Origin of the sequence: Campylobacter sp. IFREMER_LSEM_CL1097 (genome assembly GCF_025772225.1) — a bacterium.
GTDB classification, from domain to species: Bacteria; Campylobacterota; Campylobacteria; order Campylobacterales; family Campylobacteraceae; genus Campylobacter_D; species Campylobacter_D lari_D.
This window is the reverse complement of sequence record NZ_JAKMRT010000007.1, coordinates 1-14,447: the sequence shown is the minus strand read 5'-3', so window position 1 is coordinate 14,447 and position 14,447 is coordinate 1. Positions and strand designations below refer to the sequence as shown.

At 29.5% G+C, this 14,447-nt stretch carries 14 protein-coding genes and 1 pseudogene; 9 read left to right on the top strand and 6 right to left on the bottom strand.

Annotated elements, in window-relative coordinates:
- Window positions 1-10: 10 nt before the first annotated feature.
- Entirely contained in the window at window positions 11-1,348 is a 1,338-nt protein-coding gene (locus L8W64_RS04205) for a coproporphyrinogen III oxidase family protein (protein WP_263672925.1), read from the bottom strand.
- A gap of 75 nt (window positions 1,349-1,423) precedes the next feature.
- Between L8W64_RS04205 and L8W64_RS04200 the strand changes: the two genes are divergently transcribed.
- Window positions 1,424-1,615, top strand: a complete 192-nt coding sequence (locus L8W64_RS04200; RefSeq protein ID WP_133319069.1) for a mini-MOMP protein — start codon at window positions 1,424-1,426, stop codon at window positions 1,613-1,615.
- 17 nt (window positions 1,616-1,632) lie between these two features.
- Here the strand turns inward: L8W64_RS04200 and L8W64_RS04195 are convergent, their stop codons facing one another.
- The 5 genes from L8W64_RS04195 to ccoG all read right to left on the bottom strand — a co-directional run bounded on the left by L8W64_RS04195 (window position 1,633) and on the right by ccoG (window position 9,369).
- Window positions 1,633-3,075, bottom strand: coding sequence for an efflux transporter outer membrane subunit (locus tag L8W64_RS04195; RefSeq protein ID WP_263660427.1), 1,443 nt, complete (start codon window positions 3,073-3,075; stop codon window positions 1,633-1,635).
- Entirely contained in the window at window positions 3,068-6,190 is a 3,123-nt protein-coding gene (locus tag L8W64_RS04190) for an efflux RND transporter permease subunit (RefSeq protein ID WP_263660428.1), read from the bottom strand. The genes L8W64_RS04195 and L8W64_RS04190 overlap by 8 nt, the downstream gene beginning before the upstream one ends.
- Entirely contained in the window at window positions 6,190-7,287 is a 1,098-nt protein-coding gene (locus tag L8W64_RS04185; RefSeq protein WP_133319066.1) for an efflux RND transporter periplasmic adaptor subunit, read from the bottom strand. The genes L8W64_RS04190 and L8W64_RS04185 overlap by 1 nt, the downstream gene beginning before the upstream one ends.
- Window positions 7,288-7,370: 83 nt before the next feature.
- Window positions 7,371-7,994: a TetR/AcrR family transcriptional regulator gene (locus L8W64_RS04180; protein ID WP_133319065.1), complete on the bottom strand. Its 624-nt coding sequence runs from the start codon at window positions 7,992-7,994 to the stop codon at window positions 7,371-7,373.
- A gap of 1 nt (window position 7,995) precedes the next feature.
- A complete protein-coding gene (ccoG, locus tag L8W64_RS04175; RefSeq protein ID WP_133319064.1) occupies window positions 7,996-9,369 on the bottom strand; it encodes a cytochrome c oxidase accessory protein CcoG in 1,374 nt (457 codons plus the stop codon).
- Window positions 9,370-9,554: 185 nt separating this feature from the next.
- On the opposite strand from ccoG, the gene rpsU reads away from it, so the two are divergent.
- From rpsU to L8W64_RS04135, 8 genes and pseudogenes are all read left to right on the top strand, one after another.
- A complete protein-coding gene (rpsU, locus tag L8W64_RS04170; RefSeq protein ID WP_002780697.1) occupies window positions 9,555-9,767 on the top strand; it encodes a 30S ribosomal protein S21 in 213 nt (70 codons plus the stop codon).
- Window positions 9,768-9,809: 42 nt separating this feature from the next.
- Window positions 9,810-10,415 (top strand): LysE family transporter, encoded by a 606-nt coding sequence (locus tag L8W64_RS04165; protein ID WP_263659242.1) that lies wholly within the window; start codon window positions 9,810-9,812, stop codon window positions 10,413-10,415.
- 77 nt (window positions 10,416-10,492) lie between these two features.
- Complete coding sequence (locus tag L8W64_RS04160; RefSeq protein WP_263672924.1) at window positions 10,493-11,113, top strand: UPF0323 family lipoprotein; 621 nt, start codon at window positions 10,493-10,495, stop codon at window positions 11,111-11,113.
- Window positions 11,114-11,124: 11 nt separating this feature from the next.
- On the top strand, window positions 11,125-12,297 hold the full coding sequence (locus L8W64_RS04155) for a glutathionylspermidine synthase family protein (RefSeq protein ID WP_133319061.1): 1,173 nt from the start codon (window positions 11,125-11,127) through the stop codon (window positions 12,295-12,297).
- 3 nt (window positions 12,298-12,300) lie between these two features.
- Window positions 12,301-13,233 carry a D-2-hydroxyacid dehydrogenase gene (locus L8W64_RS04150; RefSeq protein WP_263672923.1) on the top strand — a complete coding sequence of 311 codons (933 nt, stop codon included), beginning with the start codon at window positions 12,301-12,303 and terminating at the stop codon, window positions 13,231-13,233.
- Window positions 13,223-13,714 (top strand): YajQ family cyclic di-GMP-binding protein, encoded by a 492-nt coding sequence (locus L8W64_RS04145; RefSeq protein WP_133319059.1) that lies wholly within the window; start codon window positions 13,223-13,225, stop codon window positions 13,712-13,714. The genes L8W64_RS04150 and L8W64_RS04145 overlap by 11 nt, the downstream gene beginning before the upstream one ends.
- Window positions 13,711-14,190: a hypothetical protein gene (locus L8W64_RS04140; protein ID WP_263672922.1), complete on the top strand. Its 480-nt coding sequence runs from the start codon at window positions 13,711-13,713 to the stop codon at window positions 14,188-14,190. The genes L8W64_RS04145 and L8W64_RS04140 overlap by 4 nt, the downstream gene beginning before the upstream one ends.
- Window positions 14,191-14,198: 8 nt before the next feature.
- Window positions 14,199-14,447 (top strand): annotated as a pseudogene (locus tag L8W64_RS04135) (AAA family ATPase); the annotation flags it as partial.

The window sequence follows — 14,447 nt, the reverse complement described above, 5'->3', positions numbered from 1 at the left end:
TAAAGGCTTTTTATCCTTTAAACTTCATACTTTTAAAATCAAGTGGATCAACATTTTCTTGCATGATATTAATGTGTTCTTTATCTTGTAAGCGTTTATTATCTCTAAATACAGCACGCACTAAATCCATACCGGTGTAAAAATCTTTCATTAATACCATAAACAAATAACGCCCAAATTCACTTGTGTATAAAGTATTATTTTCTTTTTTTATAGCTTTACTTAGCTTAAGACCTAAAAGTTCTATGAAAAGATCTTTTTCTAAATTGCAATCTAAAGTTTTGTTAAATTTATCAATCTCGATTTTACCTGCAAACATTTCAGTTAAAAAGACATATTTGATGATTTCTTTTTTACTAAAATTAGCTTTAGCAATATTTGCATTTTGCTTTTCTTTGATGAGTTTAGAATAATCATTTAAATTAAAAGCATTGATTAAAAGCTCTCCATCTAAAAAGCTAAAAGCCCCACTTCCTACACCCAAATACTCATGATGGCTACTTACATACTCATCATTAAAGCTACTTTTTTCTAAAGAAAATGACCATGCATTATTTCTTTCATAATCTTTGAAAAAATCTATAATGATTTTATAAAACTCAAATTCATTATCTTTAAAACTTACTCCTAGAGTTTTTGCGATATTATCTTTTGTGAGGTTTGATTTCATTAAAGGATAAGTTGTGATTTGTTGAGGTTTTAAATTTTTGGCTATTTCTAAATCATTGAGTAATTGCTCTTTAGTTTGAGAAGGAAAGTTAAAAATCAAATCAAGACTCATAATAGGAAGCACACCTATAGCTTTAGAAAGCTTTTCTTGAAGCTCTTTGCTTGAACCAAATTTATGATACCTTGCTACTTTTTTTAAAGTATCATCATCAAAACTTTGTATACCGCAACTTAAACGATCTATAAGCCCTTTAAACATTTCTAGCTTTTTAGGTTCGATATGATTAGGATCGCTCTCGCAAGAAATTTCTTTAATATTAAATAATTTTTTGCAAAGTTCTAAAGTTTTAGCAAGTTCTTCTTCGTTGATCAAAGTAGTACCACCACCCACATACATAGAAGTAAAATCAAATCCTTTGTCTTTGATTTGTTTGATTTCTTCTCTTAAGCTTTCAAAATATCTTTTTGCTAAATCTTCACTATAATAATACTTATGAAAACTACAATATGGACAAAAAGTATGGCAAAATGGTATATGAGCATAGAGCATATAAGATTTTTTTGGATTAACTTTTTTTTCTTGTCCTTCTTTTAAAAGTTTCACATCAAAACCATTCTCTAAAGATTTTTGCATGGCTTTATGTGAGTAAGAAAGAGCTAAGTTTTGTAAAAAATTCATATTTTTCCTAAAAATTTCATTTTGTAGTTATTTAAAAAGACTATAATTGTATCATATTTTTACAAAGGCTTTATAATGAAAAATATTTTTATAGCATTTTTTATATTTTTATTAGGGCTTATAAGCGTGTCAAATTCTGCACCTTTAGATGAAATTTTTCAAGATGTTAATGTTTCAGGTAATATGCGTTATCGTTTTGAGCATAATAGCCCAAAAGATAGAGGAAATAATAATTTTAATCAAAGAATTCAAATTCAAATGCATTAACAACTAAGCCTTAAGGCTCAGTTGTTATAAAAGTTTTCTTTTAAGTTTTCTTCCATAGCTTTGATATTTTCTTTTGATTCTTCTTTAGCGTTAAATCCACCACCAAAGGCTTTCATAACATCTACAATGGAATTTGCAAGCTCATAAGATGAGTTAGTGTAAGAAAGTTTAGCATTTAGGTAATTTCTTTGATCTTGTAAAAAATCAGCTAAATTAATCACGCCATTTTCATATCTTAAGGTAGAAATTTCATAAATTTTACTTTGAGCTAGAAATAAATTTTTATAATTTTGCTCATTTTCATAATAGCTTTGGCGGTTAAATAAAGCAAGTCTTATTTCCCCAAAGGCTGTTTTTAAGGTGTTTTCATATTGTAAAAACGCTTCATCTTTGGTAAGTTTTGCGATATTAACATTATTCATAATCTCACCCCAATGAAAAATCGGCATTGCAAAATTTCCAGCCACATTCCAAGTATTGCTTCCATGTTTGACTAAAAGATCTAAATCATTACTTTGAAAGCCCAAAAGTCCTGTTAAAGAAAGGTTTGGTAAAAATGCAGTTCTGGCTACCCCAACAAGATAGTTTTTTTCTTCTAAAATTTTTAAACTAGCTTGCACATCAGGTCTTTGAAGCAAAATTTCACTACCAATGCCCTCAGGTATGCTAAGCTCGTATTGTCCTATTTTTTTATACTCTATGCTATTATAAAGTATATCATCAATATCATTTGAAGTTAAGATTTTTAAAGCTTTGATATTAGCTTCTTTTTGAATTTTAGCATTTGTGAGTAAAACTCTTGAATTTTCAAGTTCAGCTTTAAATTTGTTAAGCTCATACTCACTAATTACTCCAAGTTTAAAATGCTCTAATTTTAACTCATAAGTTTTTTGGTAACTTTGGGTTGTTTCTTCTAAAATTTTTACTTGCTCACTTAAGCTTGCTAGATTAAAATAAGTTTTTACTACATTAGAAATTAAGCTTAATCTTGCACTTTCATAGTCAAACTCACTAGCTTGTAATTTTGCTTTTGAAGCATTATAAGTATCTCTGTATTTACCCCATAAATCTACTTCATAACTTAAATTTAAACCCATATTAAAATCATTGCCATAGACAAATTCATTACTTTTGTTGCTTGGAGCATTGATGCTAGTTTTTGCTCTTGCTCCGCTAGCACTTCCGTCTAGTTTAGGAAGTAGATCGCTTCTTGCTATACCTAAAGCTTCATAAGCTTTTTGTAAATTCATATATGCAATTTGCAAGTCGTTATTGTTTTTTAAAGCTTGATCGACTAAGGTGTTTAAATAATTATCATCAAAAGCTTTCCACCATTGTTTGTTAATGCTAATGTTTTGATCTAAGCTTTTAGTGTAATTTACATCTTTAATTTCTAAATTTGGTTTTAAACTGCAAGCTGTTATTAAAAAACAACTTGCAAAAATTATTAACTTACGCATTGATTTTACCTCTTTTTTTATCAAGCCATTTATTAAAACTTTCTAGTAAATAGAAAAATAAAGGTACAAAGAAAATGGCTATAGTAGAAGCTGCTATCATACCACCTATAATACCTGTACCTATCGCATGGCGGCTTGCACTTCCTGCTCCATATGCAAAGAAAAGCGGTAAAATACCACAAATAAATGCTAATGAAGTCATTACAATAGGTCTAAATCTCAATTTTGCTGCACTAATAGAAGCTTCAAAAATACTCTTTCCTTTTTTAAGATGCTCTTCCATAGCAAATTCAACAATCAAAATGGCATTTTTAGCAGAAAGGCCTATTAAAAGTAAAAGTCCTGTTTGAAAATATATATCATTTTCTAATCCTCTAAGCCATACAAAAAGCAAAGAACCAAATACTGCAAAAGGCACAGCCGTAATTACTGCTAAAGGCATGAGCCATCTTTCATATTGTGCTGCTAGAATTAAAAATACAAATAATAGTCCTAGCATAAATGCTATTTGTCCAGCACCGCTACTTGTAACTTCTTGATAAGCTGAACCTGACCAAGCAATAGAATAATCCTCTCCTAAAGTTTCTTTTGCCACTTGTGCAATTGCATCAATGGCTTGTCCTGAAGTATAGCCAGGAGCAGGATCACCTTGCACTAAAGCCGATGGAAACATATTAAAGCGTTTTACATCATCAGGACCAACACTTCTTTGTAATGTTAAAACGCTATCTAGAGCTATCATAGAACCATCTTTTGATCTAACAAAGATGTTTTTTAAAGCATTTTGAGTATTTCTAAAATCTCCAATTGCGCTTATATTTACACGATAATTTTTTCCAAGCATAGAAAAATCATTTACATAATAAGTTCCTATGGTGGCATTTAGAGTGCTAAATACATCAGCTAAATTTAAACCATAAAGTTTTACTTTATCGCGATCAATTTCTAGTTTTAATTGCGGAAAATTAGTATCAAGCGTTGTTCTTACATTGTGAAGTTCGGGACGCTTGTTTGCTGCTTCAACTAATTTATTTACATCAATTTGAATTTGATCATAACTTTTTCCGCTACGATTTTGTGCATACATCTCAAAACCACCAGTTAAGCTTAAACCTTGGATTGGTGGTGGATTAACAAAGAAAGTTTGAAAATTTGGATTTAAGAAGTATTGTTTGTTATAAGATCCAACTAAATCAAAACTACTAATATCTCTATCATCCCAATTTTTCAAATTAACAAACATTGCGCCAGAATTTTCTTTTAAAGAACCTGTAAAAAGATCATAGCCTATAAGTCCTACCACATTAGTTACATTCTCATTTTTGCGGATTTCTTCTGCCATAGCATCCATTGATTGAGTAGTTCTATTAAGCGAAGATGCTGCGGGTAGATTGACAATAGTTAAAAAGTTTCCTTGATCTTCATTTGGAACAAGTGAATTTGGAACAAGTTTGAAAAGTCCATATAAACCACCCAAAAAGATTACAAAAATTAACATAAAACGCACTGTTCTTTTAAGTATATAAGCCACACCAGCGCCAAAAACTTCGGTAGACCAATCAAAAATATCATTAAATTTTTTCACAAAGTAAAAAGGTTCACCTTCATTTCTTCTTAAAAAAATTGCACATAAAGAAGGAGTTAGTGTTAAAGCTACAAAGCCTGATATAGTAACAGATATTGCTAAGGTTATGGCAAATTGTTTTTGGATTTCTCCCACAAAACCTGATATAAATGAAACGGGTATGAAAACCGCACAAAGTACAAGAACTATAGAAACAACAGGTGCAGCAACTTCATCCATAGCTTTAATAGCTGCTTCTTTTATGCTTATATTTGGATCTTCATGCATAATTCTATCGATATTTTCAACTACTATAATTGCATCATCAACAACAATACCAATAGCCAATACTAAGGCAAAAAGTGTAAGTAGATTGATACTAAAACCTAAGACATATAATCCTGCAAAAGTTCCCAAAATAGAAACAGGAACAGCAATCATTGGTATAATAGTTGAGCGGAAATTTTTTAAGAACAAATACATTACAATTACAACTAAAATTAATGCTTCAAAGAAAGTTTTTACCACTTCTTTAATGGAAGCTTTAATAAATATAGTTGTATCATAAGGCACTTTATAAGTTAATCCTTCAGGGAAATTTTTAGAAAGTTCTTCAAATTTTTTCTGCACTAATTCTGCTGTATTTACAGCATTTGCTCCGGTTTGTAAGAAAATCAAAATAGGAGTAGCGTCATTTCCGTTTAATCTACCTTTAAAAGTATATTCTCTTGATCCTAAAGAAACTTCGGCTACATCTTTAAGTCTTAAAAAAGAGCCATCACTATTTGCTCTTATGATAATATCTTCAAATTCTTTAGTATTTTTTAATCTTCCTTGCATAGTTACTGAATACACATAAGGAGATCTTTCCACCACAGGTTCTTGACCTATCTTACCAGTAGCATATTGAGCATTTTGCTCGCTAACTGCAGCAATAACATCAGTTGCAGTAACTTGATATTTGTTTAATAAATCAGGATTAAGCCAAATTCTCATAGAATAATTTCTTGCACCAATAGCTACGGCATTACCCACACCAGGAACCCTAGCAAGATCATCTAAAATATTTAATGCAGCATAATTATACACTTCGAGTGAATCCATAGAGCCATCAGGAGAATATAAAGTAGCAACTTCTAATATACTTGAACCAGTTTTTCTTACACTAACACCAGTTTTTTTAACATCTTCAGGTAGTTTTGCCATAGCAGCTGAAATTCTATTATTAACATCAACTGTTGCTTGGTCAGGATCTGTACCTATATTAAAATATACACTTAAGCTCATATCTCCTGAAGAGCTTGAAGTTGAATCCATATAAATCATATTTTCAACCCCATTGATTGCATCTTCAAGAGGAATAGCCACCGTTTGAGCCACCGTTTGAGCATCAGCTCCTGAGTAAGTTGCACTTACCTTAACAACGGGTGGAGTTAAGGAAGGATATTGCTCCACGGGTAAAGAATAAAGTCCTATAATACCTGCTAAAGAAATGATAATAGCTACAACAGAAGCAAATACAGGTCTTTCTATAAAGAATTTAGAAAACATTATTTATTCTCCATTACGCTAACACTTGCACCAGGACGGATTTTTTTGAAGTTATTTAAAATCACTTTATCCCCATTTTTTAAGCCCTTATCAATAATTGCTTTATCAGAAGTTTGATAAATAACATTAACAATAGTTTTAACTACTTTTCCATCTACAAGGGTATAAACATAAGTAGCACTATCATCTTGCAAAAGCGCAACTTGAGGAATTTCAAAACCATCTTTTTGAACAAAACCACCAACATGAACATTTGCAAAAGAGCCAGGCATTAAGTTTGAATTGTTGTTATCAAAAATAGCTTTTGCTTTTACTCCACCACTATGAGTATCTATAACGCTATCTACGAAATATAATTTTCCATTGAAAAGTTCTCCACCAACATTAGCTTGCACTTGGATATTTTCTAATTTCCAATTGCCGCTTTGAATATTTTTATTCATATTGATTTTATCTACATCAGAAATATAAAAATCTGCAAAAATTGGGTTAATGTTTGTAATGCGTACAAGTTCGGTAGATGAAGCATTTACATAATCACCCACATCCATTAACGCATCACCTAAAATTCCATCAAAAGGAGCACTTACTATGGTGTATTTTAAGTCTAATCTTGCATTAGCAAGTTTTGCTCTAGCGCTTTCTAGATTAGCTTTTGTGGAGTTAAATTTAGCTAAACTTGCATCAAATTCTTTTTGTGAAATAGCATTTTTTTCTATTAAAATACTATCTCTTTTAAAATTTTTTTCAGCATCATCAAAATTAGCTCTTGCTACCAAAGCTTCTCCATAAGCCATATTTACACTTGCTTGGTATTTGTCAGGTTCTATAAGAAAAAGCTTATCGCCTTTTTTTACAGCTTGACCACTTTTGAAGTATTTTGCTTTGATTTCACCGCTTACTTTAGGTTTGACTACTACATCTAATTCAGTGCTTAATCTCGCAGGATAAGTAAATTCTAAAGGTAAATTAGCACTTTGCATAGTCATAATACTAACAGGTTGAGGAGGGAGTTGTTTAACTTGTGCATTCTTATCATCTGAACATGCTATAAAGATAAGAGAAGCGCAAGCTAGAGTTAAAAGTTTTGTTTTCATTTGTTTCCTTAAGTTATTTATTTAGCTAAATAAAAAGTAATTTATATTACAAAATTAATAAATACTATTTTATCAATCTTTAGTTAATTAAAATTAACAAGACCTTGAGTAAAAAGCTTTACGATTTTTTTTGCATGGCTTTGTTGTTCTTTTTTATTCATTGAAACTTTATTTTCAAAAGTGCTTTGTATAAAAAATGTCCCTCTAAGCATAGCGCAAAAAGTATAACTTAAAAATTCAGCATTTTGAGCTAAAATTTCATTTTCTTCTTCAAATCTTTTTCGAAGAACATATTCTACTTCTTTTCTATTGCTTCCTTTAAACCATTTTCCAAAATCAAATTTTTCATTATAAATTTCAGAATACAAAAGTCTTACTATAGCTATAGTTTTGGTGTCGTTAAAAATCCCTAAATAAGCTTTTGCAAATTGATATAAGAATTCTTCTAAATTAGCATCAGGTGAAAGTCGCATATTTTTTTTTAAAATAGCTAAAAAATGATTTTCTGCAAAATCATTTAAAACCGCTTCAAATAAACCTTCTTTACTTTTAAAATGCTCATATACGCAAGAAAAAGATCCACCAGCTTGTTTGATAATATCTTTAAGATTAGTTGCTTCGTAGCCATTTTTTAAAAATGACTCCGCAGCGATTTGTTTGATTTTTTCAAGCCTTGCTTGAGATTTTGAAGAAATTCTTTTTTTCATTTTAGTATTTTTTATGCTCTATGATAGAATTTTTAGGATATACAAAATTGCTCTCGCGTAATATGACAATATTTTTATCATCAAGTGCATAGGCTTTGATGGTTAATGGTATTACAGTGTCTTTTCTATCATTATCGGCTAGTTTTTTAGTAGCTTTTAAAACAACTATATGTTTATCTTTTTCGCCAGCTTTTAGTTTAAAAGATTTTTTAGGTCTAATGATTTCTAAGCCATCTTCAATGCCTTGTAATTTCACATCAAAATAATACTCATGAGTTTTATTATCGGTGTTTTGAAATAAAAATACATAAGCATTACTAATAATTAATTCTCCATCATGGGTTTTTCTGATTTGATAAAGCTCGCTAGAACGGTTGATATTTAAAAGCATATTTTCTTTTTTACTTCCCATTAAAACTAAAGCTACAAAAACACCACACAAAACAACTAAATATCCAATAGTTCTAAATCTAAAATATTTTACTTTTTCCCTTGTTTCAATAGCTTTTGCACTAGTCCAATTAATTAAGCTAGGACGATTAAATTTGGCTTGAACTTTTGAACAAGCATCGGCACATTCAAGACAATTAATACACTCAAGTTGCATTCCTTGGCGTATATCTATATGTGTAGGACAAATTTTTACACAGGCTTCACATCCTATACATTCACCTTGTGGTGGCTTTTGATAAAGTTTGGTATGTCCATCATAAATCATACCTCCTCTTTTATCATCATATATTACTTGAACGGTGTTATTATCAAACATTACAGATTGAATTCTTGCATAAGGACATACATAAACACAAAATTTTTCACCCAAATATACTATATCAAAAGTAAAAGCCAAAGAAGCACAAAATAAAATCCCTAAAAGCAATAAATGATCGGCAGGATTTTGAATGTATGTAAAAAAATCTTCAGGTGGTACAAAATACCATAAAAATGCACTCATCATTAACAATGAAAAAAGATAAAAAATCACAATACTTAAAGCTTTTTTGACGAAAAATCCACTGACTTGCTTTTGTTTATTTGCTGTGCTTTTATGAATTTTAAAGATTTTTGTTTGTAAAAGATCTCTATAAATAACTCTAGCAATAGTTTGAGGACAGCTCCAAGCACACCAAATTCTTCCTGCTAAAGTAGTAACAAAAAGTATAGTTAAAAACATACCCATGATAACAAAAGGCATTAAATACAGCTCTTGAGTATCAAAAGCGATAAAAAATAAATTAAGTTTTTTATGATCAAAGCTTAATAAAAAGAAATGATTTCCATTTATTTTTATAAAAGGTAGTGCTATAAAAATGATCATAGAAATGATATAAGCTATATATCTTTTTTTAGTATAGTTTGTGATGTGAGCATTCATTTTATTTTCCTTAGAAATATTTCTTTATATTGTAGTATTAGAAAAATTAAATCAAACTTTGTCTTAATTAATAATTTATATTTAATTTTTATTTATATAATTATTACAAAAATAAGTTTTATTTTCAAGAAAATTATGATATAATCTTTATTTTAAAATTTATTTAAAGAAAGGTGGTGAGGGTCGTGCCAGGAATCAAGGTACATCCTAATGAGTCTTTTGACGAAGCGTATAGAAAATTCAAAAAGCAAGTAGATAGAAATCTAGTTGTTACTGAAGTTCGCGCTAGAAGATTTTTTGAGCCTATGACTGAAATTCGCAAAAAACAAAAAATTTCAGCACGCAAAAAAATGCTTAAAAGACTTTATATGCTTAGACGCTACGAGTCAAGACTCTAATACCAAAAAGCCGAGAAATCGGCTTTCTTCGTTAAAATATTTATGTTTTTTTGGATTATAATCATTCATTTTTTCGGACTTATTTTACCAGGACCTGATTTTTTCTTAGTAAGTTCATATGCATTAAGAGAAGGGGTTAAAAGTGCTTTAAAGGCAAGCTTGGGAGTAAGTTTAGCTGTTAGTATATGGATTATACTTTCTATACTCGGATTAAATGTCGTTTTTCATAAATTCCCATTTTTACAAATTATACTATCAAGTTTTGGAGCATTTTATCTTTTGTATTTATCTTTTAAGATTTACAAGAATACAAAAAATGACAAAATTAAAGTTCAAAAAACTTATATATCTGCATTTTTAAGTGGAATGATTACAAATTTATCTAATCCTAAAGCAATTTTTTATTTCGCCAGTGTTTTTGCAAGTTTTGATTTTACACAAATGCGATGGATGCTGATAGTCTTGATATTTGTTTTGATTTTAGAAACTATAATTTATTTTTCTTTGATTTCTTTATTATTTTCTAAACCATTTATGGTAAGAATTTATCAAAAGAATTTAAAACTTATTGATTATCTAAGTGCTTTTATATTTTTTGCTTTTGCTGTGTTTATTTTAAGTAGTAATTTAATGACTATGATAAACTAAAACAATTAATTTTTATTAATACTTTTTTTGTTAAAATCTTATTAAGTTAAATTTATAAATTTTTTATAGGAAAGATTATGAAACACATTAAAACTATACTCAAACTTAGTATGATAAGTGGTATTGCTGCAATTAGTGCAGGTGCTTTAAGTGCATGTAGTAATAATACAAATGATTCTAGCAATAACGCTTTAAGTCAAGCGGCAAATACTCAAGGGGCCTTTGTTATTATTGAAGAAACCGCTCCAAATCAATACAAAATCAAAGATCAATTTCCAAGTGATGAAACTAGGGTAGTCTTAAAACAACTTGATGGAACTGAAAGGGTTTTAAGCAAAGAAGAAATGGATAAATTAATCCAAGAAGAAGCTGCTAAAATAGACAATGGTACTTCAAATTTAACAAATCCAAACAATGCCCAAATGAGTAGCGGTGGGCTTTCTTTAGGCGAGACATTGCTTGCGAGTGCGGCTGGAGCTATTTTGGGAAGTTGGATAGGTTCAAAGCTTTTTAACAATCAAAATTTTACAAATCAACAAAGAGGAGCATTTTCAAATCAAAGTGCTTATCAAAGAAGTGTAAATAGCTTTAATAAAGCAAGTACAAGTGCTACTTCAGGATCAAATGCAAAAAAATCAGGCTTTTTTGGTGGTGGCTCTAAAGCTACTTCAAGCTCTACAAATTCTTTTGGCTCTTAAAAGGTGAAAAAATGAATTTTTTAAAAGTAAATCCTTTAGAAAAATCTTATTTAGAGCAAATAGGTTTTTCATGGCATACGGATAATGATGGAAGTGATTATTTAGATTCTAATTTAGTTTGTGTAAGGGAAGATGAAGCAAATGCATACTATGAAGCAGTTAATGAGCTTTATGATATGTTTGTAGCTGCTGCGCAAGAAGTGATTGATAATGATCGTTTTGACGAGCTTGGAATTCCTTTTAATTTGGTTGATGCGATTAAGATGAGTTGGGAAAATGATGTGCATTGGCATTTATATGGTAGGTTTGACTTAGCAGGTGGGCTTGATGGTAAGCCTATAAAACTAATAGAATTTAATGCTGATACTCCAACATCTTTATTTGAAAGTGCTATTTTGCAATGGGCTATTTTAAAGCAAAACAACCTAGATGAAAGCTCGCAATTTAATAATATATATGAAGCTTTAAGAGATAATTTTAAGAGACTTATAACCTTAGAAGAAGATGTAAGTGAATTTGAAAAATATTATGAAGGTTGGAAAATATTGTTTTCTTCAATTGCAGGTAGTGATGAGGATATGATTACAACAAAACTTTTAGCGCACATTGCTAGTGAAGCTGGTTTTGAGAGTGAATTTTCTTATATTGATGAGGTAGAATTTTCACCCGAAGGAATTTTTAAAAATGATATAAATTTTGAGTATTTTTTCAAACTCATTCCTTGGGAAAGTATAGCTATAGAAGAGGGTGAACTTGCTATGCTCTTAACTCAAATTATGCAAAATCAAAAAGCAATTATTTTAAATCCTGCTTATACTTTACTTTTTCAAAGCAAGGGTATAATGAAAATTTTATGGGAGCTTTATCCAAATCATCCTTTATTGCTTGAAACAAGCGATGAGCCTTTAGTGGGTAAAAAATGTGTTAAAAAGCCTGTTTTTGGTAGAGAAGGAGCAAATGTTTCTATTATAGAGGCTAATGGAGATATAAGTTTTGAAACAAGTGGAGATTATCAAAACAATCGTTTTGTGTATCAAGAATTTGCTGAGTTTAATCAAAATGAAAATGATTATTATCAAGCAGGAGTTTTCTTTGCTTATGAGGGTTGTGGTTTAGGTTTTAGAAAAGGTGGTTTGGTGCTTGATAATTATTCTAAATTTGTAGGGCACATTGTTAAAGGATAAAAAATGAAAATAGTATGTTTAGATGCTGCTACTTTAGGTGGAGCTGATTTAACAGCTTTTGAAAGTATTGGGGAATTTATAAGTTATGAACTTACATCTAAAGATGAGGTTATCTCAAGAATATCTGATGCACAAGTTGTGATGATAAATAAAGTCATCATTGATCAAGAAGTTATAGATAACACTAATTTAAAGCTCATTTTGCAGCTTGGTACAGGGGTAAATAATATAGATGTAGCTTATGCAAATTCTAAAGGTATAATAGTAAAAAATGCAGCTGGGTATTCTACCAAAAGTGTTTTAAGTCATACATTTGCTTTGCTTTTTGCTTTTTTAAATCAAATCCCATATTATGATGGATGGACCAAACAAGGGCTTTGGGTAAAAAGCCCAATATTCACTGATTTTAGTAGAACTTTACATACTCTAACAGGAAAAAAACATGGTATTATAGGGCTTGGAGTTATAGGTAAAGAGGTAGCTAAGGCTTCGCAAATATTTGGAGCAAATGTTTGTTATTATTCTACCTCAGGGGTTAATAATGATGATACATATGAGAAAGTAAGCCTTGAAGAGCTTTTAAAAACTTCTGATGTGATAAGTATCCATGCACCTTTAAATAAAAAAACAAAAAATTTATTAAGCAAGAAAGAATTAATGCTTTTAAAAGGTGAGGCCATTTTAATTAATGTAGGTCGTGGTGGGATTATTAATGAAGTAGATTTGGCTCAAATTATGGATGAAAAAAATATTAGAGTGGGGCTTGATGTACTTGAAGTAGAACCTATGGTTGAAAATCATCCTTTGCTTAATATAAAAAATAAAGAAAATTTAATTATCACTCCACATGTTGCATGGGCTAGTGAAGAATCCATACAAAATTTAGTCCAAATCGTATTTAATAATCTTAAGGAGTTTATAGAAAATGGCAAATGAACATAGTTTTGACATTAGTGGGGAAATTGACAAACAAGAGCTAAAAAATGCTTTAGAGCAAGCTAAAAAAGAGCTTGATAGCAGATATGATTTAAAAGGCATTAAAAGTGAAATAGAGCTAAATGAAAAAGAAAGTATTTATAAGCTTACTTGTTCAAGTGAAGCAAAAATTGAAGTGCTAAAAGATATTGTTATCTCAAAACTTATCAAAAGAGGGATTAATCCTAATGGTATTAAAGAGTTAAACAGGGAGAGTGGAGCAAATTTTAGATTGAATTTAAAAGTTAATGATGCTATTGATGCTGATAGTGCTAAGAAGATTAATAAAGCTATAAAAGATAGTAAGCTAAAGGTAACTTCAAGTATTAGAGGCAATGAAATTCGCGTAGTTGGTAAGCAAATTGATGATTTGCAAAGCGTGATGAAAATAGTAAAAGAGTTAAATTTAGAACTTAATCTTAGTTTTAAAAACCTTAAATGATAAAGTCACTTCAAATAATTTTTTTGTGTTTTGTATGTGTTTTTTTAAGCTCTTGTGCTTTAAAAAGTAAAACACAATCACAAAGTGCTTATATTGTTTTAAAAACCCCTCAATTTAGATTTGCTGATTACGGCTTTTTATATGAGGGAAAAAATTTTACAAGTTTAGAACTTTATAGTGCCTCTAAGGCTTTACTTGAGTTAAAAATCATGGATAAAATTTGCATTAATGGTGTATGTTATGCAAAAACTTTTTTTAATAAAAGATTTTTTAATTATGAATATTATGATGATTTTTTGCAAGATTTAATTTACAAAAAACCTATTTTTTATGGGAAAAATAAGCAAATCACTTCTTGTGGTTTTACTCAAAATATTATAAGCAAAAATTATGATATTTTTTATGAGGTTTGTGATAAAAATATGAGTTTTAGTGACAAAAAATCTAAAATTAAATTTAGCATAAAATCAATATAAAGGAAAATATGAAAGATTTAAAACTTTTTCTTAATGATACTTTTAAAAGCAATATTTATAAAAACTTACAATGCAGTGAAGATGAAATTTTAATTTTAAAGCATTTGTGTAAAAATTATTTACAAGCAAATGTAAGCATTAATGCCTATAATCTTCTTAGTGAAGTTTTTAAAAATGATGAATATGAGTATTTAGATCATTTAAAAGATCTTAAAAATCTTATAGAAAAAGGTTTTATTATTCAAATTTTTTCTGAT

What these genes read in the sequence shown, in the direction of transcription:
- L8W64_RS04205 (WP_263672925.1), bottom strand. Translation starts at nt 1,348, where the DNA reads ATGAATTTTTTACAAAACTTAGCTCTTTCTTACTCACATAAAGCCATG.
- L8W64_RS04200 (WP_133319069.1), top strand. Translation starts at nt 1,424, where the DNA reads ATGAAAAATATTTTTATAGCATTTTTTATATTTTTATTAGGGCTTATA.
- L8W64_RS04195 (WP_263660427.1), bottom strand. Translation starts at nt 3,075, where the DNA reads ATGCGTAAGTTAATAATTTTTGCAAGTTGTTTTTTAATAACAGCTTGC.
- L8W64_RS04190 (WP_263660428.1), bottom strand. Translation starts at nt 6,190, where the DNA reads ATGTTTTCTAAATTCTTTATAGAAAGACCTGTATTTGCTTCTGTTGTA.
- L8W64_RS04185 (WP_133319066.1), bottom strand. Translation starts at nt 7,287, where the DNA reads ATGAAAACAAAACTTTTAACTCTAGCTTGCGCTTCTCTTATCTTTATA.
- L8W64_RS04180 (WP_133319065.1), bottom strand. Translation starts at nt 7,994, where the DNA reads ATGAAAAAAAGAATTTCTTCAAAATCTCAAGCAAGGCTTGAAAAAATC.
- ccoG (WP_133319064.1), bottom strand. Translation starts at nt 9,369, where the DNA reads ATGAATGCTCACATCACAAACTATACTAAAAAAAGATATATAGCTTAT.
- L8W64_RS04165 (WP_263659242.1), top strand. Translation starts at nt 9,810, where the DNA reads ATGTTTTTTTGGATTATAATCATTCATTTTTTCGGACTTATTTTACCA.
- L8W64_RS04160 (WP_263672924.1), top strand. Translation starts at nt 10,493, where the DNA reads ATGAAACACATTAAAACTATACTCAAACTTAGTATGATAAGTGGTATT.
- L8W64_RS04155 (WP_133319061.1), top strand. Translation starts at nt 11,125, where the DNA reads ATGAATTTTTTAAAAGTAAATCCTTTAGAAAAATCTTATTTAGAGCAA.
- L8W64_RS04150 (WP_263672923.1), top strand. Translation starts at nt 12,301, where the DNA reads ATGAAAATAGTATGTTTAGATGCTGCTACTTTAGGTGGAGCTGATTTA.
- L8W64_RS04145 (WP_133319059.1), top strand. Translation starts at nt 13,223, where the DNA reads ATGGCAAATGAACATAGTTTTGACATTAGTGGGGAAATTGACAAACAA.
- L8W64_RS04140 (WP_263672922.1), top strand. Translation starts at nt 13,711, where the DNA reads ATGATAAAGTCACTTCAAATAATTTTTTTGTGTTTTGTATGTGTTTTT.